General features: G+C 70.0%; 22 protein-coding genes. All 22 read right to left on the bottom strand.

Annotated elements, in window-relative coordinates; all coding sequences use genetic code 11:
* Positions 1 to 12: 12 nt before the first annotated feature.
* Positions 13 to 1,506 (bottom strand): aldehyde dehydrogenase family protein, encoded by a 1,494-nt coding sequence (locus tag IEZ31_RS45700; RefSeq protein ID WP_190256427.1) that lies wholly within the window; start codon positions 1,504 to 1,506, stop codon positions 13 to 15.
* On the bottom strand, positions 1,503 to 2,663 hold the full coding sequence (locus tag IEZ31_RS45695; RefSeq protein WP_190256426.1) for a MaoC family dehydratase: 1,161 nt from the start codon (positions 2,661 to 2,663) through the stop codon (positions 1,503 to 1,505). Before IEZ31_RS45695 ends, IEZ31_RS45700 begins: the two co-directional genes overlap by 4 nt.
* A gap of 9 nt (positions 2,664 to 2,672) precedes the next feature.
* A complete protein-coding gene (locus IEZ31_RS45690) occupies positions 2,673 to 3,158 on the bottom strand; it encodes a MaoC family dehydratase (protein ID WP_190256425.1) in 486 nt (161 codons plus the stop codon).
* 8 nt (positions 3,159 to 3,166) lie between these two features.
* On the bottom strand, positions 3,167 to 4,024 hold the full coding sequence (locus IEZ31_RS45685; RefSeq protein ID WP_190256424.1) for an enoyl-CoA hydratase-related protein: 858 nt from the start codon (positions 4,022 to 4,024) through the stop codon (positions 3,167 to 3,169).
* Positions 4,025 to 4,041: 17 nt separating this feature from the next.
* A complete protein-coding gene (locus IEZ31_RS45680; RefSeq protein WP_190256423.1) occupies positions 4,042 to 4,797 on the bottom strand; it encodes an SDR family NAD(P)-dependent oxidoreductase in 756 nt (251 codons plus the stop codon).
* Complete coding sequence (locus tag IEZ31_RS45675; RefSeq protein WP_190256422.1) at positions 4,794 to 5,570, bottom strand: enoyl-CoA hydratase/isomerase family protein; 777 nt, start codon at positions 5,568 to 5,570, stop codon at positions 4,794 to 4,796. The genes IEZ31_RS45680 and IEZ31_RS45675 overlap by 4 nt, the downstream gene beginning before the upstream one ends.
* Positions 5,567 to 6,748: an acyl-CoA dehydrogenase family protein gene (locus IEZ31_RS45670; protein ID WP_190256421.1), complete on the bottom strand. Its 1,182-nt coding sequence runs from the start codon at positions 6,746 to 6,748 to the stop codon at positions 5,567 to 5,569. Before IEZ31_RS45670 ends, IEZ31_RS45675 begins: the two co-directional genes overlap by 4 nt.
* 60 nt (positions 6,749 to 6,808) lie before the next feature.
* Positions 6,809 to 8,002: a CaiB/BaiF CoA transferase family protein gene (locus IEZ31_RS45665; RefSeq protein ID WP_190256420.1), complete on the bottom strand. Its 1,194-nt coding sequence runs from the start codon at positions 8,000 to 8,002 to the stop codon at positions 6,809 to 6,811.
* Positions 7,999 to 10,092 carry an acetate--CoA ligase family protein gene (locus tag IEZ31_RS45660; protein WP_190256419.1) on the bottom strand — a complete coding sequence of 698 codons (2,094 nt, stop codon included), beginning with the start codon at positions 10,090 to 10,092 and terminating at the stop codon, positions 7,999 to 8,001. Before IEZ31_RS45660 ends, IEZ31_RS45665 begins: the two co-directional genes overlap by 4 nt.
* Entirely contained in the window at positions 10,092 to 11,300 is a 1,209-nt protein-coding gene (locus IEZ31_RS45655; RefSeq protein WP_190256418.1) for a CaiB/BaiF CoA transferase family protein, read from the bottom strand. Before IEZ31_RS45655 ends, IEZ31_RS45660 begins: the two co-directional genes overlap by 1 nt.
* A gap of 23 nt (positions 11,301 to 11,323) precedes the next feature.
* Entirely contained in the window at positions 11,324 to 11,479 is a 156-nt protein-coding gene (locus IEZ31_RS45650; protein ID WP_190256417.1) for a DUF1059 domain-containing protein, read from the bottom strand.
* Positions 11,476 to 12,666, bottom strand: coding sequence for an NAD(P)/FAD-dependent oxidoreductase (locus IEZ31_RS45645; RefSeq protein WP_190256416.1), 1,191 nt, complete (start codon positions 12,664 to 12,666; stop codon positions 11,476 to 11,478). The genes IEZ31_RS45650 and IEZ31_RS45645 overlap by 4 nt, the downstream gene beginning before the upstream one ends.
* Before the next feature lie 9 nt (positions 12,667 to 12,675).
* Complete coding sequence (locus tag IEZ31_RS45640) at positions 12,676 to 12,864, bottom strand: ferredoxin (protein ID WP_190256415.1); 189 nt, start codon at positions 12,862 to 12,864, stop codon at positions 12,676 to 12,678.
* Between the two features lie 40 nt (positions 12,865 to 12,904).
* Entirely contained in the window at positions 12,905 to 14,116 is a 1,212-nt protein-coding gene (locus tag IEZ31_RS45635; protein WP_190256414.1) for a cytochrome P450, read from the bottom strand.
* Between the two features lie 102 nt (positions 14,117 to 14,218).
* Positions 14,219 to 15,073 (bottom strand): acyl-CoA thioesterase, encoded by an 855-nt coding sequence (locus IEZ31_RS45630; RefSeq protein WP_190256413.1) that lies wholly within the window; start codon positions 15,071 to 15,073, stop codon positions 14,219 to 14,221.
* Positions 15,070 to 16,260 carry an MFS transporter gene (locus IEZ31_RS45625; protein WP_190256412.1) on the bottom strand — a complete coding sequence of 397 codons (1,191 nt, stop codon included), beginning with the start codon at positions 16,258 to 16,260 and terminating at the stop codon, positions 15,070 to 15,072. Before IEZ31_RS45625 ends, IEZ31_RS45630 begins: the two co-directional genes overlap by 4 nt.
* A complete protein-coding gene (locus tag IEZ31_RS45620; protein WP_190256411.1) occupies positions 16,257 to 17,798 on the bottom strand; it encodes a class I adenylate-forming enzyme family protein in 1,542 nt (513 codons plus the stop codon). Before IEZ31_RS45620 ends, IEZ31_RS45625 begins: the two co-directional genes overlap by 4 nt.
* Before the next feature lie 21 nt (positions 17,799 to 17,819).
* Positions 17,820 to 18,584 (bottom strand): SDR family NAD(P)-dependent oxidoreductase, encoded by a 765-nt coding sequence (locus tag IEZ31_RS45615; RefSeq protein ID WP_190256410.1) that lies wholly within the window; start codon positions 18,582 to 18,584, stop codon positions 17,820 to 17,822.
* Entirely contained in the window at positions 18,577 to 19,320 is a 744-nt protein-coding gene (locus tag IEZ31_RS45610) for an ABC transporter ATP-binding protein (RefSeq protein WP_190256409.1), read from the bottom strand. Before IEZ31_RS45610 ends, IEZ31_RS45615 begins: the two co-directional genes overlap by 8 nt.
* 4 nt (positions 19,321 to 19,324) lie before the next feature.
* Complete coding sequence (locus IEZ31_RS45605; RefSeq protein WP_190256408.1) at positions 19,325 to 21,142, bottom strand: ABC transporter permease subunit; 1,818 nt, start codon at positions 21,140 to 21,142, stop codon at positions 19,325 to 19,327.
* Between the two features lie 26 nt (positions 21,143 to 21,168).
* Complete coding sequence (locus IEZ31_RS45600; RefSeq protein WP_190256407.1) at positions 21,169 to 22,047, bottom strand: branched-chain amino acid ABC transporter permease; 879 nt, start codon at positions 22,045 to 22,047, stop codon at positions 21,169 to 21,171.
* A 31-nt stretch (positions 22,048 to 22,078) separates the two neighbouring features.
* On the bottom strand, positions 22,079 to 22,438 hold a 360-nt coding region (locus tag IEZ31_RS45595), incomplete at its 5' end, for an ABC transporter substrate-binding protein (RefSeq protein WP_190256406.1).

The raw sequence follows: 22,438 nt of genomic DNA, 5'->3' as shown, positions 1-22,438 counted from the left end.
GCCTCCGTTCTCTCAGTGCTCTTCGGTAAGGTCCACGTACACAGACTTGTGTTCGGTGAAGTGGTTGAGCCAGGCTTCCCCGTGTTCGCGCCCCAGGCCGGACACCCCGTAGCCACCGGACGGGGCCGAACGGTCGAGGATTCCGTAGGTATTGATCCATACCGTCCCGGCCCGAATCGCCCGGGCGACGCGGTGTGCCCGGGCGACGTCGCGCGTCCACACGCCGGCGGCCAGGCCGTACGGCGTGGCGTTCGCGACCGAGACCGCCTCCGCCTCGTCGTCGAACTCGAGCACGCCGATGACGGGGCCGAAGACCTCCTCGCGCATCACCGTCATCTCGTTGGTCACCGACGTCAACAGCGTCGGGCCGACGAAGTAGCCCGGGCCGTCGGGCGCCCGCCCGCCGTAGGCCAACTCGGCGCCCTCCCGCAGCGCCCCTTCGACGTACCCCCGCACACGCTCCTGCTGGCGCCTGGAGACGACGGGGCCGAGGTCGGTCGACGGCGACAATCCGGCGCCGATCCGCGTCCGGGCGAGGAGCCGGCTCGTCTCCGCGACAAACTCCGCCGCGACGGACGAGTGCACCAGGACCCGCGAGCCGGTGTAGCAGACCTGCGCCGCGTTCGAGCGCATCTGCTTGACCGTCGATGCGGCGGCCTTCGCGATGTCCGCGTCCCGGAAAATGATGTTGGGGCTCTTGCCGCCGAGTTCGAGCACCACGTCCTTGAGGCCCGCATTCGCCCGGCGGTGGATGTCCTGGCCCACGGGCACCGAACCGGTGAAGGTCACCAGCGCCACCGACGGGTGTTCAACGAGCGCAGGGCCGACCACGGACCCGACGCCGAGCACGACGTTGATGACGCCGGGCGGGATGCCGGCCTCCAGCGCCAGCCGGCCGAACCAGAGCGTCGACAGGGGCGCCTGCTCGGCCGGCTTGAGGACGACGGTGTTGCCCGCCGCCAGCGCCGGCCCCGACTTACTCGCCGCGATGACCAGCGGCGAGTTCCAGGCGCCGATCCCGGCGACGACACCGACGGAGTCACGCTCGGTGTAGCCCAGCAGGCCCTCCCCGACCGGGTTGACCGTGCCGAAGATCTTGGTGCACCAGCCGGCGTAGTACCGCAGCGTCCGCGCGGCGGCCGCGGGGTTGACCGGTGTCTGGCCGATCGGCGTGCCGACGTCCACCGTGTCGAGCTCCGCGAGCAGCGTTGCGTCGCGCTCGATCAGATCGGCCAGGCGCCACATCAGCTCGGCCCGCCGGGCCGGTGCGAGGCTCGTCCACCGGCGGGTCTCCCACGCGTTGCGCGCCGCCGCGACCGCCTGGTCGACGTCGCCGGCGTCGCCGTCCGGGACCGTAGCGATGATCTCTTCGGTGGCGGGGTCGACGATCTCCATGACGCGGCCGCTGCGGGCCGGCACGTCGAGGTCGCCGTCGATCATCATGCCGTGGCTCGTGGCGAGGAACTCGCTGACGGCCTTGCTCGGCCGCGTCGGTGTCGTCGTCATCGCGGCTCTCGCAACGTACGGGAGGGCAGCCGGACGAGAGCGCGGCCCGTGACGTTGCGTTCCCCCCGCTGGGTCTCGCCCCAGCACTCGATCTCGACGTAGCCCTCGCCGTCCACCTCCGACTTGGCCTTGACCTCGCCCGCACACCAGGTTGTGTCGCCGACCAGGTTGGGCTGGTGCAGGCGGACGTCGAGCTCGGCGACCCACCCTGAGTCCCCGCACCAGTTGGTGACGAGATGGCCGATCCAGTTCGCCCGCATCCACCCCTGGTCGTAGGCGCCGGGCATGCCGATCTCGTGCGCGATCTCGTCGTCGAAGTGCCCAGCCGCGGGATGGACCGGGATGCCGGTGGACGGGCTGACGTAGACGTTGGCCGGATGCCGCTCCCGCTCCTGGAAGGCCAGCTTCAGGGGCGGGTAGGTGTTGCGCCGCCCGACGTAGAACGCCATGATGTCGACCAGCGTGAGCGGGCCCTTGACCACCGTGGGCAGCACCTGGCCTACGGTGACGTCATCCCAGTACCGCGGCTCGGCACCGCGCCGCTCCTCCGCGAGGTAGGCCTTGCGGATCTCCTCGATCTGCTCGGGTGTCCACTTCCAGCGCCCGTCCGCCTGCCGCTGCTCGAACCCGACCATGCCCTTGCCACTGGTCTTGCGCGGGATGCGAAGGACGTCCGCCTCGGCCCGCGAGACAAGCTCCCCGCGCTGGTTGTGGTAGAGAACCTCGCCGGTCTGCACGACCAGGCGGCGGGCCCGCGAGCCGGACCGCTCCACCACGTCGGTCAGCCGTGCCCGCGCGGTGATCCGATCACCGACGCGCACGGGAAGGAAGTTGCGCCAGCGGGTGCCGCCGTAGATCCACTGGATCCCGCGCAGCCCGGGAGCGACGATGGTGCTGTCGACGGTGTAGAGGAAGGTCGGCGGTGCGATGACGCTCCCCCAGTACGAGCGCCGCCCGTACTCCTCATCGCTCCACAGTGGATTGTCGTCGCCGATGGAGTACATGGCCCAGCGTCGGATGTCGATCGGAGCGATGTCCTCGGCGTACGAGGGCCAGTGGACGTCCCGACGGAGCCAGACGCCGATGAGTGAGCGCGCGTGTTCGAGCATCTCGTCGGTGATGTCCGCGGCCCGGCGCTGCGTGGGTGGCGTTGTCATGGCCGGGCCTCACCCCTGTTCGCGGCTGCGCATCAGCCGCACCGGTGTGTAGCTGAGCACCTCGGTGCCGTGCTGGTTGCGCACGCTGACGGTAGACGCCACGACTCCGCGGCCGGGCCGGCTCGACGGCCGTGACTCGGTGACCGTGACGACGGAGTACAGGGTGTCGCCGACGAACACCGGTGCGCGGTGCTCGAGCGAGCCCGTACTCACGATCGCGATGCCGGTACCCTGCATGAAGCCCGTCTGGGCGAGCAGGCCCTCCGAGAAGCAGTAGGTGACCATCCCCGGCACGAGCCGCCCGGCGTAGCCTTCCACCTCCTGGGCGAACCGGGCGTCGGTGAACAGTGGCGTGATGATGCCGGCCCAGGTGATGAACGTGACGAGGTCCGTCTCGGTCACGGTGCGGGTCGAGGTGCGGAACTGCATGCCCTCGGGCATCTCCTGCCAGGTGAGCCCTCGACCCAGCAGCTGCGGTTCGGTGACGTTCGTCATGATGCCTCTCATGTCGCGGTGGAGCCGGCTCCGTCGGGGGCCGGCCAGAAGCGCGGTGGCCGCTTCTCGAAGAAGGCCTGTTGCGCCTCACGCGCCTCGGCGCTCTGGCCGAAGCCGGGGTGGATGAGATGGGCGGTGCGGCGGACGTCGCCGGCCATCTCGTCGATCTCCTGGTCGAACACGGCCTTGAGGATGCGAACACAGGTGGGGCTTCCGTCGAGCACCCGGTCGCACCACACGAGGACCTCGGTGTCGAGGTCGGCCAGCGGTACGACCGCGTTGACGAGCCCCCACTCGAGTGCTTCCGCCGCGTTGATGCGCCGGCGGGTGAGCCACATCTCGCGGGCACGCTTGGCGCCGATGACGCGGATCAGGTACCGCACCATGTAGCCGTCCGCCGGGCTGCCGACCCGCGAGCCGATCTGGCCGAAGACGGCGTTGTCCGCGGCGATCGTCATGTCGCAGGTGTACGCGAGATGGTTGCCGCCCCCGATGGCGTAACCGCGCACGGCCGCGATCACCGGCTGGTTGGAGAACCGCACGACATGGTTGGGCGGCACGTCGAAGAACCAGTCGGCGGCGCTGCGGTCGGCTTCCCAGGCGACGTCCCCGCCGCTGCTGAACGCCCGGTCCCCGGCACCCTGGAGCACCACCACGCCGACCGAGGGGTCCTGGTTGGCGTGGTCGATCGCCACCATCAGCTCCTTCATGGTGTGCCTGGTGAAGGAGTTCATCCGGTCCGGCCGGTTGATCGTCAGCCGGGCGACCGACCCGCCGGTCGATCGGGTGCACCGCTCGTAGATGATGTCGCCGAAGTCCGGTGCCTTCGGGTCGGCCGCCCAGGCGGTCCAGCTGATCTCGCTCATGCGGTTCCTTCCGCGTCCTAGGTGGTCACGAATCCGCCGTTGACCGGCAGCGTCTGCCCGGTGATGAATCCCGCCTCGTCCGAGCACAGGAACGCGACGGCGGCGGCGATGTCCGGCGGGTGGCCGACGCGCCCCACGGGGTAGAACTTGAGGATCTTGGCCATCACCTCGGGCGGCCGGTCGCGGACCCGTTGCATGCTTCCGGCGCCGACGTCGTCGCCGGACTCGGGGACCGTCATTGCCGGTGAGACAGCGTTCACGGTGACTCCGTACCGGCCGAGCTCATGCGACAGCGACCGGGTCATCCCGAGGATCCCGCCCTTGGCCGCGCCGTAGGCCACCTGCCCGCGCTGGCCCGCCCGCCCCGCCTCGGAGGCGACGCTGACCACCCGTCCCCAGCCGCGCGCCACCATGCCGGGCAGCAGCAGCTGGGTGAGCCGCAGCGGGCCGAGCAGGTTGAGGCGGACCTCGAGCTCGATCTCGGCCGGGTCTTTGTCGAGGAACCCGACGGTGTTCACCCATCCGGCGTTGTTCACCAGGATGTCGGCGGCCAGCCCGTCGGTCGCCGCCCGGAGCGAATCAACGTCCAGGAGGTCGGCACGGACCGCCGTCACCTGGCCGTCCGCGTACGCGGCGGTCTTCTCGGCCTGCTCGATGTCGCGGTCAAGGATGACCACGTGGGCGCCCTGCTGCGCCAGTCGCAGGGTGATGCCGCGTCCGATATTGGAGGCGCCACCGGTGACGACCGCGGTCCGGCCGCTGAGGTCGATCATGACCGGTGCGCCGCGAAGTCGGAGACACCCTGGTCCATGGCGCCGGACTTGGCGCGATAGCGCTGCTGCTGGTACAGCTCCAGCCAGAGCCCGTCCGCCAGCGGCAGCTCGATGCCGCGCCGCACGATGGTCTTCATCGTGGCCAGCGCGTGGCCGTCGGCGCCCGCCATGCCCCGGGCCAGGTTCATCGTCACCTGGTCGAGCTCGGGGGCCGGTGCCGACTGGCAGGCGAGCCCCCACGACACCGCTTCCGGCCCGCTCAGGCGCCGGCCGGTGAGCAGCATGTTGAGGCCGCGCGCGAGGCCGACCTTGCGCGGCAGCCGCTGGGAACCACCGCCGCCCGGAATGAGGTTGCGGCGGATGTGCTCGTCGCCGAGCTGGGCATCGTCCGAGACCGTCAGCATGTCGCAGCAGAGTGCGACCTCGAGCCCACCGGCCAGCGCGTAGCCGTGGATCTGCCCGACCACGACCTGCGGCAGACCCTCCAGCCGGTTGCACAGGGCGTTGAGGTTGTCGTGGAAGACGCCGTGCGCGGCGTGGTCCGCCAGCGTGCCCTCGGCCAGCCACTTGAGGTCGGCACCGGCGCAGAACGCCCGGCCCGAGCCCTTGAGCACCACGACGCGCAGCCGTGGGCCGGCCGCCTCGCAGTCGTCGAGCACCTCGAGCAGCCGTACGACCAGTTCGCCGTTGAGCGCGTTGAGCCGTTCCGGGCGGTTGAGGGTGAGCACCCGAATGCCCGGTTCGCTGTCGTCAACGAGCAGGATGTCGCTCATGCGCGCCTCGGCAGGGCGGCGCTGCCCAGGATCTCCCGGGCGAGCACGAAGCGGTGGATGTCCGACGGGCCTTCGACCACACGAGCCACCCGCAGGTCACGGAACCAGTGCTCGAGCGGCATCTCCTTGGCCAGCCCCATCCCGCCCATGAGCTGCATCATGGAGTCCACGACGCCGAAGCACGCCTCGGTCGCGTACAGCTTGGCGATCGACGACTCGATGCGGGCGCCCTCCCCGCTGTCGTGCTTGCGGGCCGCCTCCCAGGTAAGCCACCGCGCCGCCTTGAGCTTGACGTGCGCATCAGCGAGCGCGAACTGGACGCCCTGGCGCTGGGCGAACGGGAGGCCGAAGGACTCGCGGCCCTTGACGAACTCGGCGGCGAGCCGCATCGACTCCTCCCCGACGGCGATGGCGGTCGTCGCGAAATGCACCCGGAACTTGCCCAGGAACCGCTGGGCGATCGCGAAGCCTTCTCCCTCCTCGCCGACGAGCCGGTCGGCCGGGACCTCCACGTTGTCGAAGGTGACCTCGTTGGTCCACAGGTCGCGGATCACCGGGATCGGCCGGATGGTGAGCCCTGGCGTGTCCTTGTCGACGATGAACGCGCTGATGCCGTCGCGGCCCTTGTTGAGGTTCGTGCGTGCGTAGACCACGCCGTAGCGGGCCTTGTCGGCGTGGGTGATCCACATCTTCCGTCCGTTGAGGACGTACTTGCCGCCCTTCTTCTCGGCGGTCGTACGGATCGAGCGCGCCGGGTCGGACCCGCTGCCCTCCTCGGTGATCGCGTTGAAGGAACGCCACCCCTCCTCGATGGTCGGGATGACGAACTCGTCAATCTGCTGCTTGCTGGCGCCGTACAGGATCGACGGCGGCGGGTAGCCGAATGCGCCGTTGCCGACGATCGGGAAGCAGAACGTGTGCTTGGCGGCCTGCTCGTCGACGATGGCCATGTCGAACGCGCTGAGCCCGCCACCGCCGAGGTCGGCCGGGGCCGACAGGTTCCAGAAGCCGGCGGCACGGGCGAGCTTCTGGAGGGCCGCGACGTCCTCATCCGGCAGGCATCGCGCGTCCGGCGGGAGCGCCTGCTCGCGCGGCCGGATCTCCCTCTGGACGAACTCACCGATCACGGTGGCCAGTTCCCGAATCTCACCGCGCACCGTGAAGTCGTGCAACGACATGCGATCCACCTCGTTCATCGTTAGCAGTGCGAACAATTTAACGCCTGCGTTGACGGCAAGTCAACGTGACTGTTGACCCCGCGGGCGCCAACCGTCCAGCAGCCGGTCCCGGTCCTCGTCGAGGTGCGGTGGCAGGTCGACCTGCTGCCGGGTACCGCTGATCGAGACCGGGCTCATCACCACCGGAACCGCCACACCCGAATCGAGCGTGAGCCGACGGACGATGCCCCGCTGCTCCACCTGCGCGGTGCCCATCAGCCGGTCGACCTCGAGCGGCAGCCCGGCCGGCACGTCGTGCGCGATGAGGAACTCCACCACGTCTGCCGCCGCCCGCTCCCGGGTGAACGCCTCGACGACGACCGTCACCTCGTCGAGCCGCCGGACGCGCTCCGTCCCGATCCGCAACGCATCGTCGTCGGCGAGGCCGGGCCGGCCGATGTGCTCGCCCACGGCCGCACCGAACCGGCGCCACACCGCGTCACTGCCCACCGCGATGCACACCCAGCCATCGGCGGCCCGGTACAAGCCGAACGGCGCCGTGGTCGCCGAGAGCCGGGGCGGTGGGACCTCGCCGAGCATCCCGTACATGCTGATGGCCTTCTCGTTCAGCGAGACCATCGAGTCGAACATGGGCACGTCGACGACGCAGCCGGCACCCGTACGATCGCGCTGCCGAAGGCCGAGCAGCGCGCCGAAGGCACCGTAGAGGCTGGCCACCTGGTCCGCGATCGGCAGGCCGTTGTACGTCGGCCGGCCCTGTTCGTCGGCGTTGCGGTCGAGCAGCCCGGCGAGCCCCTGGACGAGGATGTCGAACGCGGGCATGCCCGAGTACTCGCCCTCGCCGTTCTCCGGCAGGCCGAACCCGGTGACCGTGACATAGACCAGCCGGGGATTGAGGTCCATCAGGCTTGCGGCGTCGACCTTTCGACGGACCGCCGACGGCGGCCGCAGGTTGGTCCAGAACACGTCGGCGCGACGCACCAGACCCTCGAAGGCCGCCCGGTCTTCCGCGGTCCCGTCGATGTCGAGCGCGATGGATCCCTTGCCGCGCATCATGCGCAGCGCGAAGTGGCTCCACTCCTCGTCCACGCCGGAGCGGATCAGCGGCCGGCTGCCGCGCATGGCCTCACCGGACCGCGTCTCCACCTTGACGACGTCAGCACCGTGCAGCGCCAGCAGCATCGCGCCGTAGTTGCCGGCGAGGTAGTTGTCCACGCACAGGACCCGGACGCCGTGCAGGGGCCCCTCGCTCATCGCGGCCCTCCCTCCACGAGCGAGTCGATGGCGACGAGCTCGCCGGAGTCGAGGACCAGGACCGGGTTGAGCTCGACGAGCCGCGGGGGTGTGGCCATCGTGGCGAACCGGTTTCCCAGGGCCGCCAGGCGCGCGACCAACGGGTCGAGGTCGACCGGTGGACGGCCGCGGTAGCCGCGCAACAGCTGGCCGAGCTTCGTCCGCTGGATGGCGCGGCGCAACTGGGCCTCCGACGCGGGGAGCGACACGTAGGTCATCTCGCCGATCAACTCGATGAAGAACCCGCCCAGCCCCAGGCCGAGCACCGGCCCGAAGTCTGGGTCCTGGCGGAGGACGACCAGCACCTCGGTGTCGGAGGCCACCATTTCCTGGACCACGGCGCGGGTGCCTGGGCCCAGCACGGCAGCGATCTCGGCGACCGCGGCGGCCACCGGCTCGGCGCCGTCCAGCCGCAGGAACACCAGGCCGAGGTCCGACTTGTGCTGGACGTCGTCCGGTGAGGGCTTCACCACCAGCGGCGCTTCGAGACCTGCGGCCGCGAGCGCGGCGCCGATCCGGCCCGGGTCCGCGCCGGCCTCGACGACCACCTCGCGGGGCGCACGGATCCCGGCACCGGCGAGCATCGCGACGACGTCGTCCCACGACCCCACGACGCCCGGCGTGCGCTCGTCGCCGACCGGCTCGAGCACGTCGAGAACGCCCGTCGCGGCGCTGCGGAACAACGGGGCCACCATGCTCACCGCGGCGACCGGGTCGTGTACGTAGCCCACGCCGGCCGCGGCGAGCTCCCGCCGCAGCGGATCGTCCGCGGCGAGCTGGTCGAGCAGGCAGCTCACGACCACCTGCACACGCTGCTCGCGAACCGCCTCGCCGAGTGCCGGCAGATGCCTGCGCAACAGGTGGGTGCCGCCGTTGCCGTACTGCACCAGCAGCGCCAGCGTGCTCGGGTCGGCGGCGAGGGTCCGGATCGTCCGCGGGAACAGCGCCGGGTCGCTGATCACCTGGCCGGTGGGGTCGACAGGGTTGGTGGCGACACCGAAATGCGGGATGAACTCGCTCAGCGAGGCGGTGGTCTCCTCGGCGAGCTCGGCGAGCGGAATGCCCCGGTCGCCGGCCGCGTCGGCGATGATGCTCCGGCTGCCGCCGGACAGGCCGATGACGGTGAGCCCGGCGCCCTTGCCGCCGTCGCGCAGCCGGCCCCGGCTCAACGTCGCCGCCGCCTGGGCGAGCTGCTCCACCGACTCCACCTGGATCACGCCCGCCTGGTCGAACAGCGCGTCGTAGATGGCGGCGGACGTGGAGATCTTCCCGGTGTGCGACGCGCTCGCCGCCTTGCCCTGCTCCGACGCGCCCGCCTTGAGCACGACGACGGCGATGCCCGCGGCCCGGGCCGCGGAGGCCGCCTCCAGGAAGGTGCGGCCGTCCCTCAGTCCTTCGAGGAAGCACGCCACCACCCGCACCGATCCACGCGCGGCGATCCAGGAGAGGTAGTCGGCGACGCCGAGGACCGTCTCGTTGCCCACGCTGACGAAGATGTCGGCGCCCACCCCGACGTCGTTCAGGTTGCGCATGATGGACGCGCCTATGCTGCCGCTCTGGCTGAGCACCGCAACCGGGCCGGAGACGAGGTCGTCGCGCATCGCGGCGCTGCCGAAGGTGAGGATGGCCTTGCCGGGCAGGTGCCAGAACCCTTCGCTGTTCGGCCCGACCACCCCCATGCCGTAGCTGGCGGCGATGTCGCGGAGCTGCGCCGAGAGGCCGGCACCCTCGTCCGTCTCCTCGAAGCCGGAGCTGAGAATGACGAGGTGCTTCACCCCCTTCTCCCCCGCCGCCCGCGCAACGCCGGGCACGAGGTCAGCCCGCACCATCACGAGCAGCACGTCCGGCGCCGCCGGCAGGTCAGCCACCGACGGGTAGGCCCGGACACCGTCGATCTCCGCCGCACGTGGGTGCACGACGTTGATGTCCCCGGCGAAGCCGTGCCGGCGCAGGATGTGCAGCGGCCGCCCGGTGAGCCGATCAGGTTTCGACGACGCGCCGACGATCGCCACGGACCGGGGTGAGAAGAGCAGGTCGAGATCAGCTCGCATCAGATGACCCCGTCCCGGTGCAGCTGCTCGAGCTCGTCCGGGCCCAGGCCCAGCAACTCGCTGAGCACCGCGTCGGTATGCTCACCCAGCCGCGGTGGGTGGCGCCGGAGCTCCGGCTGCCGACCGCCCATCCGGTACGGCGAGCCGAGCTGCGTGACAGTGCCGAGCGTGGGATGTTCCAGCGACTGGATCATCCCGTTGGCGAGCAGTTGCTCGTCCGCGAACGCCTGCTTGAGCGTGTTCACCGGAGCGCAGGGGACACCCGCCTTCTCGAGGGCGTCGAGCCATTCGGCGGTGGTGCGGCCCTTGAAGATGGGTTCCAGCTCGGCGATCAGGGCCGGTCGGTGCCTGACCCGCAGCGGGTTGCTGGAGAACCGCTCGTCCCGCAGGAGATCCTCGCGTCCGAGCAGGCGGCACAAGTCGGCGAACAGCCTGTTCGTGCCCGGTGCGACCACCACGTGGCCGTCGATGGTGGCGATGGCCTCGAACGGCGCGAGCTGCGGATGGCCGGATCCCATCGGCGCGATGTCGGCCCGCCCGTCGGTGACCGCCACCGAGTAGTTGATGAGCATCGACATGGTGGCGTCGAGCAGGGAGACGCGTACGTCTTCCCCCTTGCCGGTCGACTGCCGCTGCAAGAGTGCCGCGATGATGGCCAGCGACAGGTGCACGCCGCCGGAGAAGTCCGCCAGCGAGACACCGGGCTTGACCGGGCCTTCCGTTCCACCGTGGCCGGTGATGGACATGACACCCGACCGTGCCTGCACGGCGACGTCCATCCCGGGGTGGCTGGCGATCGGCCCTTCGTCGCCGTAGGCGTTGAGGGAGGCGTAGATGAGGCGCGGATTGCGCGCCATCAGGTCGGCCGGCCCGATGCCGAGCCGGTCGACGACGCCGGGCCGGAAGTTCTGGACCACGATGTCGACGTTGTCCGCGAGCCGGCGCACGACGTCGATCCCGCGCCGGTCCTTGAAGTCGATCGTCACGGACCGCTTGTTGCGGTTGATCGCCATGAAGTAGTCGCCACCGACGAGCGGGATGTCGGTCAGGAAACGGTCGCTGACATTCATGTAGCGGCTCGCGTCCCCCCGCCCTGGTCGCTCGACCTTGAGCACGTCACAGCCGAGATCCCCGAGGATCATCGTGCTGTAGGGCCCGGCGACCCCGTGGGTAAGGTCGAGGATCCGGATGGATTCGAATGCGTTCATGCTCGCTCCTGCTCGTGGGCCGTTCACTGGTCGACCTCGACCGCGGAGGCGATGACGTGCTCTCGCGGGATGTCGTAGTGGTGCGCGTCCAGGGTGTGTTCCCGGGCCGCGATGTACAGCTCGTCGTCCGTCTCGCCTTCGACGAGCGCCCCGCAGGCCGGGCAGATGACTTCCTTCATGCGGTCACCCGATCGTCGTCCAAGCGCGCGAGCAGCTCCCGGCGGTACGGCACGAGCTGCTTGGGCGCGTTCCAGGCCAGCACGGCGCGCAGGTCGCCGTCGGCGTGGAAGAGCTTGAGGAACGCGTCGTCGCGGCCCGGCACGTCGACGTGGGTCTCGACGGCCGCCGGCGTGTACCGGCCAGCCATCTGCAGGCGCACGTCGTAGTGGTCGGTCCAGAAGAACGGCAACGGCCGGTACGGCCGCAACTCGCCGTGGATGCCGGCGGCCACGTGCTGTCCCTGCTCGGTCGCGTTCGTCCGGTGCTCGATCCGGATCAGTTCGTCGTAGCCCCGGTGATGCCAGCGGGCGATGTCACCGACGGCCCAGACCCGCTCGCGGACCCGCGAGTACGCATCGCAGAGCACGCCGTCCGAGACGTCGATGCCGGTGTTGTGCAGCCAGTCGACACAGGGCGCCGCGCCGACCGCGACGAGCACGACGTCGGCGTCGACGGTGCTCGTGTCGGACAGCGTCAAGCGAGTCCTGCCGCCGGCCAGCCGCGCACCGGCGCCGACCGTCACCCCGGTCCGTAGCCGCACGCCCTGGCCGGCGTGCAGGCTACGCAGCCGGGCGGCGGTGTCGGCCCCCAGGCGGTTGGCGAGCGGGTCGGCGACCGGCTCGACGACCGTCACCTCGGCACCGAGCGACCGCGCGGTCGCCGCGCACTCGAGGCCGATGAAGCCGGCCCCGATCACCGCGACGTGGGCACCCGGCCGTAGCGCGGCCCGCAGCCGGCCGGCGTCTTCGAGCGTACGCAGTTGGAGCACCGGTAGGCCGTCCAACGTCGGCAGCCCGCGCGGCGCGAGGCCGGTGGCGATCACCAGATGGTCGTACGGGTGGTGCGCGCCGGCGTCGTCGCGCACCACCCCGGCCGCGAGGTCCGCCGACTCGGCCGCGACGCCCGGCCGGATGTCGAGCTCGAGGCCGGCCAGTCGGTCCGCCGGCAGGAGCAGCAGCCGGTCCAGCTCCCAGCCGTGCGTCTGGTACTGCTTGGACAGGGGCGGGCGGTCATACGGCAGATGCCGCTCGGCGCTCAGTACGGTGATCGGCCCATCATGTCCGCGACGGCGAAGTGCGGTAGCGGTGGACATCCCGGCCGCCGACCCGCCGGCGATCACCACCCTGGCCTGCTTGACGTCCGTCACGCCGGCGGCTCATTCCACGGTGATGACTGCCGCGGGGCAGGCATCAATGGCGTCCATGACGTGCTGGCGCAACTCCTCGCCCGGGGTCGGGTCGAGCAGCACGACAATCCCGTCGTCGTCCTGGTCGAACACCTCAGGGCAGGCGAACACACAGCCACCGCTGGCGATGCATCTGTCCGACTCGATCGAGACCTTCATGGGTGTGGCTCTCCTGGCACGTCGTGGGAACGGGTTGAGGTCAGGCCGCCAGGCGCATCGGGATCGCCGACGCTCCCCGCACCATCGGATTGGATCCCCAGGTCAGGTCGCCCACCGTCCAGTCGGGGACCTCGTCCAGGAGCTTGTTGACCAGCACCTCGGTCTCCAGGCGGGCCAGGTTCAGGCCGAGACAGCTGTGCAGGCCGGCGCCGAATCCGAGATGGGCCTGCGGTGGCCGGTGGATGTCGAAGACGTGCGGGTTCTCCCAGCGCGACGGATCGCGGTTGGCGGCCGCCTGGAGCACCATGACGGTCGCGCCCTGCGGAAGGGCCACGCCGGCGACCGGCGTGCCCTCCTCCTTGACGAAGCGCAGGTTGTAGACCAGGACACTGGTCCAGCGGTGCGCCTCCTCGATCGCCTGCGGGATCAATGACCGGTCTTCGCGCAACTGGCGGCGCTGCTCCGGGTGCTGCGCGAGCGCGGTCAGCGTGTAACCCATCAGCTTCGACGTGGTCTCGTTGCCGGCGAAGACCAGCTGGGTGTTGCTGGCGACGATCTCGTCCTGGGCCATCGGCACATCCGAGCGGGCCATCTTGCCGACCAGGTCGTCCCCGGTCTCACCGCGGCGCCGGATCACCTCCTCGGCCAGGTACGCGTTCAGCTCGGCGGTGGCCTTGTTGGCCCGATCCTTCAGGGCCTTGCCCTCAGGGCTGCCGTCGTCACGCGCCTCCAGGACGCCGCCCATGGCGTCACTCCAGTCGACGAACTGCTGAAAGTCCGCCTCCCGTACCCCCATCAGACTCGCGATGATGATGGTCGGGATCGCCCGCGTCATGCCGGTCACCGCATCGACGGTCTCGCCGGCCCGCAGCCGCTCGACCACCCCGCGCGTCTGCTCGTCGACGACCTTCTCGACGAACCCCCGCTTGTGCGCGAGTGCGCCCCGCTGGAAGTCCTTGGCCCAGATGCTCTTTACCTGGTCATGCCGCGGATTGTCCATGCACTCCATGGTTGCCCCGCCGAACAGGGCGACGAAGTGCTCCACGTCCGAGGCGAAGAGCTTGGCCAGCCCGAGCACGCGGGCGCAGTCGCGGTATCCGGTCACCATGTAGTAGCCCGACTCGGACTCGCGAACGACCGGGCCGAGCGCGCGGACCCCTTCCAGGTGGCGGTAGGGGTCGACCACGAACTGCGGATCCTTGATGTCCAAGCGCATCGTGGGGACATCTCGGGCCGGGACGGTCTCCGTCATTGCTACCTCCCGAACGCCGCTTGTCAGCGGATGTGTTGACAAAACTCATCATGGTGCGGCCGGAGAAAGTTGTCAACGGGGGTGCTGACAAATGAAGGACGGTCAGGCCTCCGGGCGCAGCCGTAGCGTGCCCTGCTGCGCCACCGTCAGCACGAGCCGTCCGGCCGGGTCGAAGAGGTGCCCGAGGGCCAGAGCGCGGCCACCGTGGGCGACCGGCGAGATGCTGTCGCACAGCACCCAGGAGTCGGCGCGCGATGTCCGGTGGAACCAGATCGCGTGGTCCAGCGACGCCAGCCGGATGGGCCGGTCGGCCAGCTGGACCACGTCCGGCTCGAGCGCCGCGCGCAGCAGCGAGAGATCACTCATGTACGCCAGTGCGCAGGCATGCAGCACCGGATCGGAGCCCAGCGGCTGCGCGGCCCGCATCCAGAACCGCCGGTGCGCCGTGTGTGCACCGGCGCCGGCCTCGGCGAACTTCATCTGCACGCCGCTCCATGGCTGAGCCGCCTCACCGGAGGCCGTCGGCAGCTCGTCCGGACCGGCTCCCGGCGACGGGCGGTCCTCGTAGGCGAAGCCGGCAGACGCGGCGTCGAACGACGCCTCGAGCGAGAACACCTCCCGCGCCCCTTGGACGGCCCTGACCCGGCGGTGTGAGACGCCGCGCCCATCGCGGACCCGCTCGACGTGGTAGTCCAACGGTCCGCCGGCATCGGCCGCGGCGATGAAATAGGCGTGCAACGAACGCGGCAGGCGCCCCTCGCCGACGGTCGCGCACGCTGCCCGCAACCCCTGGCCGAGCAACTGCCCGCCGAAGACGCGCCTGCGGTCATCGGCGCGGCTCGACTCCGAGCCGCGGGCGTCGGCGGTCGCGAGTCTCGACGGTGCAGTGGGCCGGAAGACGTCGGTTCCGATCGGTTCGACCGCGAGCGTGACGGCCAGTGACTCGATATGTGTCATGCGAGCTCCTCCCGGGTCCGATGGACGACGGTGCCCGGCGACGGCAGCGACCAGAACGCCAGTCCACCGAGGACGGACGCGGAGGCGGAGAGGACCCAGGCCGCGGGCAGGCCCCAGAAGTGCACCGCCGCGGCGCCGAGGATCGGCCCGAGCGCCGACCCCGCCATGCCGCCCGACTGCATCACCGACGCGACGCCACCGGGGCTCTCGGTGAATGTCTTGAGGGCCAGGGCGAACGCCTGCCCGGTCCATCCCCAGCCCATGGTGAACGCGAAGAACGCCCCGGCCAGGACCGTGCCGAGCGCCGGGACGGCGACCAGCGCCGCACCCAGCCCGCCGAGGGTCATCATGGCCATGATGGCCGCGTTCCCACGAAAGAGCGGACTGTCCGCGAGCACGGCGACGGCGGCGCGGCTGAGCACACTCGCCACGTTGAGTACCGCGAAGAGCAGGCCCGCCTCGCCCGGCGTCAAGCCCACGTCGACCATCGAGGGGACCATGAAGGCGAGCACAACGCCCGGCAGCATCGAACCGAGCAGCATGCCGGTGCCGGCCAGCCACAACGCCCGATGACGCGGCCGCCGCAGCTCGCCGACGTCCCGGCGGCCTTCCAGCACCGAATCGGTCCGCACCGGCCGGAACCTCAGCAGCAGGACCACACCGGACAGCGGGAAGAGCGCGGCGATCGCGAACGAGGCACGCCACCCGACCGTCTCGCCCAGCGCCGGCACGGCGATTCCGGCCAGCAGCAGGGCGGCCGGCACGGCCGCCAGCTTCGCGCTCATCGCGAACCCGCGCCGCCGCGGCTGCACGTGCTCGGTGAGCAGCACGCTGGTCGCGGGCTGCGAGATGGATGAGCCCATCCCGGCCAGGCTCAGCCCGATCAGCAGCAGCCCCCATGGGTGCGGTGTCACCGCGCAGGCCAGCAGCGCCACCGCCGTCGTGGCCTGGCCTGCGAGTGCGGCGGCATTCCAGCCGTACCGGTCGATCGCCGAGGCGGCGAGCAGAATGAAGAACGCTCCGGCGACGAAGAAGGCGCCGACCAGCATCCCGCCCGCCGACTCGGGCGCGTTGAGATCCTGCACGATGAGAACGCCGAGCGCGCCGGTCAGGCCCACCGGCAGGAGGGAGTTGAGGTCGAGCGCGATCGCCCTGCCGACCAGCGGCCAGAGCCCACGCTGATTCAACTGCCCGCGACGCGTCGGTCGTGACCCGCCCAGTACGGCTCACGCAGCTGGCGTTTCAGGAGCTTGCCGGCCGCGCTCTTGGGGAGCGGCTCCGTGCGCACGATCACCTCGGCCGGCTTCTTGTAGGACCCGAGCCTGTCCTTCACCAGCTCGACGATCTCGTCGCCGGTGAGCGTCGAGTGCTCGTCGACCACGCAGACAGCGGCCGGCGCCTCACCCCATCTCTCGTGCGGGATGGAGAACACGGCCACCTCGCTGACGTCCGGATGGCTGAGGATGACGTTCTCCAGCTCGGCCGGGTAGATGTTGAACCCGCCGGAGACGATCATGTCGTTCTTCCGGTCCATGATGTACAGGTATCCGTTTGCGTCGATCTTTCCCACATCGCCGGTGAACACCCAGCCGTCGACGATCCGCTCCTCGGTGGCCTGCGGATCGCCCCAGAAGGCCTCCATCTGGCCGTCCGCCTTGGCGGCGATCTCGCCCTCCTGCCCGATCGGGAGTTCCTCGTGCGTCGCCGGATCGATGATCTTCATCTGCCCGAAGTGCTGCGCCCGGCCGCAGGAGCGCAGCGGATTCGACCCGGGAACCTCGCTCAGCCACTCCTTCACGTGCATGAAGGTGATCGGGTTGATCTCGGTCTGGCCGAACGAGGTGTACAGCGCGTCCCCGAACGTCTGGTACGCCAGTCGGATGGTGTCGTCGGCGATCGGCGCGCCGCTGACGGTGATGGCCTTCAGCGACGACAGGTCGCGTTCCCCCGCGTCCGGGTGCTTGAGCAGGATGCCCAGGATGGTGGGGATGCCGAGCATGTGGGTGATGCGCTCGCGCTCGACAAGAGCGAGGACCTCGTCCGGTACGAGCTTGCGAACCAGGTAGTTGCGCCCGCCGGCCATCCAGGTCGGCGTGAAGAAGTAGCCGGAGCCGTGCGAGATCGGGCTCTGGTGCAGGAAGGTGTCCCCGGGCTCGATCGGCGGCCAGCCGTAGAGCCAGTCCCGGGCCACCGACATCCACCGGCGGTTGGTGAAGGCCACCCCTTTGGACAGCCCGGTCGTGCCCGCAGTGTGCCGGATGATGTGATAGTCGTTCTCGGAGATCTTCGGCCGCGGGTCGGCCGGATCCGAGCCGGCGAGAACGTCCTCGTAGTCGTCGCCGCGGGTCATGACGAACTTCAGGTCGGGGCAGGCGGCGACGATCTCATCGCGGTCGGCGGCGTGGTCGGCATCGACGATGTACGCCGTGGCGCCGGTGTGGCCGACCATGTGGATGTGCGATGCGGTCGCGTTCCGGACGTACAACGGCACCCGGACGAAGTTCCCGATGGTGCAGGCAAGCAGCAGATCGGCTGCCGGAATGGTGTTGTCCTCCAGCGAAGCGACGCGATCGCCCGGGCGCACCCCGCTCGCGCTGAGCAGGTTGGCCATGCGGCAGCCCCGCTCCCACGCCTCGCCGAAGGTCAGGGACCTGCCGTGCTGGGTAAGCGCCACGTGGTCGCCGAACCGGTCGACCGCCCGTTTCATGATGTCCCGTACGATCATGTGATCCCCTTCTGATGAGCGCTAGCCGGCGGCCCAGCCGCCGTCGGCAAGGAGTAGTGCCCCTGTGACGTTGTCCGCCTCGTCGCTCAGCAGCCATGAGATGGTGCCGGCAATCCGGTCGGGATGAACGCTCGGACCGCGCAGGCGGAGGATCGGCCGGACCCGCTCGAGTCCGAAGTCGCTGCGCGGCTGCGCCGAGCTGCCGAGGTCGGTGTCGACGGCGCCGGGGCACACCGCGTTGCACCGGATGCCGTCGCCCCGGTAGGCCCAGGCGATCGACCGCGTCTGCCCGAGGACGGCGTGCTTCGCAGCGGTATACGCGAATCCGCCCGCGGCACCCCGGGTCGCCGCCTCGGAAGCGACGTTCACGATCGACCCGGCACCGCGCTGGAGGAAGTGCCGCAGCGCCAGGCGGCTGGCGCGCATCGTCCCCAGGACGTTGACGTCCATGACGCGCGTCCAGGTCTCGTCATCGACCTCGTGCGCGGGCAGGAACCAGTCCATGACCCCGGCGACGTTGGCCAGCCCGTCGTAACCGCCGAACGACGAGAGCGCCGCCGCGTGGCCGCGTTCCACATCGTCCTGGGAGGCGACGTCTCCGGCGACGGTGACCAGCCGGGCTCGCTCGCCCGCCTCCTCCTCCAGCGACCTGAGGCGCTCGGGCACGATGTCCAGGGCGAGCACCCGGGCACCCTCGGCGAGCAGGCGTAGCACGGTGGCTCGCCCGATACCGCTTCCGGCGCCGGTGACCAGCAGGGCCCGGCCCTCGTGTCGCGGCTCAGGCATCGTGCACCAGCCCCAGGTAGATCCGGCGCACGACCGGGTCGGCCATCACCTCACGGCTGGTGCCCTGGGCGATCAGCCGGCCCTGGTCGAGAGCGGCGACCCGGTCGGCGTGGCGGGTCACGAAGTCGACGTCGTGGTCGACCACGACGACGGTCCGCTCGCCGCCCAAGAGGAAGTCCAGAGCCTTGGAGATGCCCGGCCGCTCGCTCGACGTGGTGCCCGAGGTGGGCTCGTCGAGCAGCACGAACGTGGCGTCCGAGCACAGCACCCGCGCGATGTCGATCAGCTTCTGGGTGCCGTACGGCACCTCCGACAGGCGGTCCTGCGCATGCGTCTCGAGCCCCAGTGCCTCCAGCGTCTCCATCGCGCGATGCTTCTCCGCGCGTTCCCGGCGGATGACCGGCGGCCACCGCAGCGCGGCGAGCGTCGAGGACCGGGACAGCTCCCGGGTCCGGGAGATGAGCAGGTAGTCGACGACGAGGAACTGCTCGAACTGCTCCATCGACTGGAAGGTGCGGCCGATGCCGAGCGCGGAGATCACGTCCGGTGCCAGCCCGTTCAGCGGCCGTCCCCGGAACCGGATCTCGCCCCCTGCGGGCCGGTAGACGCCGGAGATGCAGTTCAGCAGCGCCGTTTTGCCTGCGCCGTTCGGCCCGATCAGGCCGAAGCACATCCCTTCCGGTACCTGCACGGTGACGTCGTTGACGGCCTTGATGCCGCCGAACGCGAGAGACACGCCATCAAGGTCGAGCATCACGGTCCCCTTCCGGGTCAGCTGCGCCCGCGAGCACCTCGACCGCACCGCTCGGCTGTCTGCCCGCCTCGGACTGCTCTTCGACGGGGTGCAACGTCCCCGATTCCATCAGCAGGACCCGGTCGGCGAGCCGCTTGGCCACGTCGACGTTCTGCTCGACGAGCACGATCGACACACCAGACCGGGCGTGCAGTTCCCGGATCGCCGACGCGACCCGATCAATGGCCACCGGGGAGAGCCCGAGCGACAGCTCGTCGATGAGCAGGAGTCGCGGCCGCAGGCTGGCGGCGAGGGTGAGCGCCAGGATCTGCCGCTCACCGCCGCTGAGGAGTCCGGCGTACGAATTCCACCTGCTCTGCAGGAACTCCCATTCGCGTGGCATCGCCTCCCGGGCCGCGTCGAGATTCCCGACATGGCGCAGCTGCTCGCCGACCGTGAGGCCGGCGAAGACCTTGTCGCGCTCCGGGACGAGCGTGATGCCGAGCGCCGATGTCCTCGACGGTGACCTGCCGAGGATGTCCCGGCCATCGATGGCGATCCGGCCGCGAACGGTCACTCCTTCGGACCGGTAGAAGCCGGTCATCGCCCGCAGCAGGCTGGACTTGCCGGCGCCGTTGCGTCCGACGATCGCCAGCAGTTCGCCCTTGCCGACGGTCAGCTCCAACCCGTTGACGGCGCGGGCTCCGTTGCGGTAGGCGAGATGTAGGCCATCGATGCGCAGCAACGGATCCGCGTGCATACCGGCAGCGATACCGCCCAACTCCTCGCCCGCGGCCGGATCCGAGACGGCCCGGGATCTGCGCACGAGCCCAGAGCGCGCCCTCTCCCGCAGGCTCGGCACGACCCCGCGCGGGAGGTAGAGCAGCACGACGAGGACGAAGACACCGAACAGGCCGCTGTTGATGAAGAACACGTTGTCGCTGAGCCAGCCCACGGCTCCCGCGGAGCCGGGGGCGAGGTCCCGCGCGAACTGACCGAACAGCAGCGGCGCGACGGTGACCACCGTAACCCCGAACAACGCGCCGGGAATCGAACGGAGGCCACCGACGATCACCATGACGACGAAGCTGATGGCGAACGTCAGGGTGAACGTGTCGGCCGAGACCCGGCCGGTGTAGTAACCCATCAGCCCCCCGGACAGCGTGATCAGCCCGGAGCTGCCGACGAATGCGGTCAGCTTCCACCGCGGCGAGGCCACGCCGATGGTGCGGGCGGCCAGTTCGTTCTCGTGGATGGCGAGCCACATGCGGCCCGGGTTGGTGGCATACATGTTCCGCAGCAGCAACCAGACCAGGCCGAGCAGCACCCCGAGGAAGAGCAGCCACGGCCTCCCGGCCTCCAGGCGATAGCCGAAGAGCTCCGGCCGGGCGACCGGGACGCCGCCCAGGTAGCGCGTGGAGGTCGTCTGATACTGGTGGCCGATGAACACCACGATGAAGTGCATCGCGAGTGTGACGAGCGCGAAGTAGATCCCGCGTAGCCGGGCCGCCGGGATGCTCATCAACAGGCCGAGGACGCAGCCCATGAGTGTCACGATCAGCAGGGTCAGCGGGAACGAAGCCCATTCCTCGCGGGAGATGTACGCGGCGCTGAAGGCGCCCGCCGCCATCAGCGCGCCGTTTCCGAGGGAGACGACACCGGCCCGCCCCATCAGCCAGTCCAGGCCGAGAGCACTGAGCGCGTAGATGATGACCTGGCCGGCCACGAACTGCCAGTAGCGGTCTTCGGAGATGACGACCGCGAGGAACGCGATAGGGAAGACCACCCAGCCGAAGCGGTTGGCGTAGCCGAGCAGCCTTGTCACAGGTGACGCTCCTTGGCGGACGGCGGTCATAGTCGCACCACGCTGGGGCTGCCGAAGATGCCCTGCGGGCGGGTGAAGAGGATCGCCAGCAGCGCGACGTACGCGGTCACCTCGGACCAGGAACCGCCGAGGATCAGCACGGCGGCCGTCTGCACGAACGCGAGGATGAACCCGCCGGTGATCGCCCCGCGAAGGGAGTCCAGGCCGCCGATCAGCACGGCGGCGAACGCGACGAGGCCGAAGCCCTGTGCCGTCACCGGGTCGATCGTCGTCCGCAGCGCGTACGCCACGCCGGCCGCCGCAGTCAGCCCGGCCGACAGCCCCCAGGCGAGCGCGGAGACCCTGTGCACGTCGATCCGCATGAGACCGGACAACAGCGAACTGTTGGCCACGGCGCGCATGCGTGTGCCGACCCTCGTGCCCTGCACCATCCACGTGACGGCTCCGATGGCGACCACCCCGAGGACGACGACGAAGACGTCGAGCCCGGTGACCGGCATCCCACCGACGAAGAACAGCGGCCGCATCTGGAACGGCGATGGCAGGCTGCGGATCTCTGGTCCCCAGATCAGCATCATCGCCACTGTCAGCACGGTGGACAGCCCGAGGGTGGCGATGACGAGCGGGAAGAGTTCGGCACCCACGAGCCTGCGGAACAACAGTACGTAGGCAAGGGCGCCGATCAGGCCCGACATCACGATGGCCGCGGCGAGCGCCGGCGCCCATGGCAGCCCAGCGTTCACCGCCACCAGGTAGAGGTAACCGCTGAGCGCCATGAACGCCCCCTGCGCGAAGTTGATGACGCCGGTGGATCGGAAGAGGATCACGAAGCCGACGCCGATGATCGCGTAGAGCGATCCGTCGATCACGGTGCCGATCAACAGGGTGCTGAGATCTCGAGTCATCGTCGATCCGTTCGTTGCTGGTTCGTGTCCTCTAGCTGAGGCCGGTGCCGATGTCGAAGTTGCCGACGTGTTCGACGCCGTTGTTCCTGCGATAGATCGGCAGCGCCTTCACGCCCTGGTGGTTGTCGTCGGTGAAGCTGATGTCGCCGGGGGTGATGCCGTCGGTCGGCGCCCTCGACGAGAGGATCGCCTCGCGAAGCTTGTCGCCGGTGCAGCCGTTGCACGACTCGAGCGCGGCCGCGATGACGGCGCCGTAGAGATAGCCGCGGGCGGCATAGGACGTGGTGAGCGGCAGCTTGGCGGCCTCGAACGCGTGCACCATCTTGGCCCAGTTCTCGTCGCCGGTGATCTTGTCGTTCGGCGTGTTGTCGATGTACGAGTGGGTCATCAG

Origin of the sequence: Dactylosporangium sucinum, assembly GCF_014647515.1 — a bacterium.
Taxonomy (GTDB): domain Bacteria; phylum Actinomycetota; class Actinomycetes; order Mycobacteriales; family Micromonosporaceae; genus Dactylosporangium; species Dactylosporangium sucinum.
The sequence above is the reverse complement of the archived record's forward strand: the minus strand, read 5'-3'. Positions and strand labels throughout refer to the sequence as shown.

Excerpts from the sequence above, each read along its gene's own strand:
- IEZ31_RS45685 (WP_190256424.1), bottom strand. The coding sequence starts at position 4,024 with ATGAGCGAGATCAGCTGGACCGCCTGGGCGGCCGACCCGAAGGCACCG.
- IEZ31_RS45640 (WP_190256415.1), bottom strand. The coding sequence starts at position 12,864 with ATGAAGGTCTCGATCGAGTCGGACAGATGCATCGCCAGCGGTGGCTGT.
- IEZ31_RS45655 (WP_190256418.1), bottom strand. The coding sequence starts at position 11,300 with ATGAACGCATTCGAATCCATCCGGATCCTCGACCTTACCCACGGGGTC.
- IEZ31_RS45680 (WP_190256423.1), bottom strand. The coding sequence starts at position 4,797 with ATGATCGACCTCAGCGGCCGGACCGCGGTCGTCACCGGTGGCGCCTCC.
- IEZ31_RS45600 (WP_190256407.1), bottom strand. The coding sequence starts at position 22,047 with ATGACTCGAGATCTCAGCACCCTGTTGATCGGCACCGTGATCGACGGA.
- IEZ31_RS45620 (WP_190256411.1), bottom strand. The coding sequence starts at position 17,798 with ATGATCGTACGGGACATCATGAAACGGGCGGTCGACCGGTTCGGCGAC.
- IEZ31_RS45700 (WP_190256427.1), bottom strand. The coding sequence starts at position 1,506 with ATGACGACGACACCGACGCGGCCGAGCAAGGCCGTCAGCGAGTTCCTC.
- IEZ31_RS45690 (WP_190256425.1), bottom strand. The coding sequence starts at position 3,158 with ATGACGAACGTCACCGAACCGCAGCTGCTGGGTCGAGGGCTCACCTGG.
- IEZ31_RS45650 (WP_190256417.1), bottom strand. The coding sequence starts at position 11,479 with ATGAAGGAAGTCATCTGCCCGGCCTGCGGGGCGCTCGTCGAAGGCGAG.
- IEZ31_RS45635 (WP_190256414.1), bottom strand. The coding sequence starts at position 14,116 with ATGACGGAGACCGTCCCGGCCCGAGATGTCCCCACGATGCGCTTGGAC.
- IEZ31_RS45615 (WP_190256410.1), bottom strand. The coding sequence starts at position 18,584 with ATGCCTGAGCCGCGACACGAGGGCCGGGCCCTGCTGGTCACCGGCGCC.
- IEZ31_RS45665 (WP_190256420.1), bottom strand. The coding sequence starts at position 8,002 with ATGAGCGAGGGGCCCCTGCACGGCGTCCGGGTCCTGTGCGTGGACAAC.
- IEZ31_RS45670 (WP_190256421.1), bottom strand. The coding sequence starts at position 6,748 with ATGTCGTTGCACGACTTCACGGTGCGCGGTGAGATTCGGGAACTGGCC.
- IEZ31_RS45695 (WP_190256426.1), bottom strand. The coding sequence starts at position 2,663 with ATGACAACGCCACCCACGCAGCGCCGGGCCGCGGACATCACCGACGAG.
- IEZ31_RS45660 (WP_190256419.1), bottom strand. The coding sequence starts at position 10,092 with ATGCGAGCTGATCTCGACCTGCTCTTCTCACCCCGGTCCGTGGCGATC.
- IEZ31_RS45630 (WP_190256413.1), bottom strand. The coding sequence starts at position 15,073 with ATGACACATATCGAGTCACTGGCCGTCACGCTCGCGGTCGAACCGATC.
- IEZ31_RS45675 (WP_190256422.1), bottom strand. The coding sequence starts at position 5,570 with ATGAGCGACATCCTGCTCGTTGACGACAGCGAACCGGGCATTCGGGTG.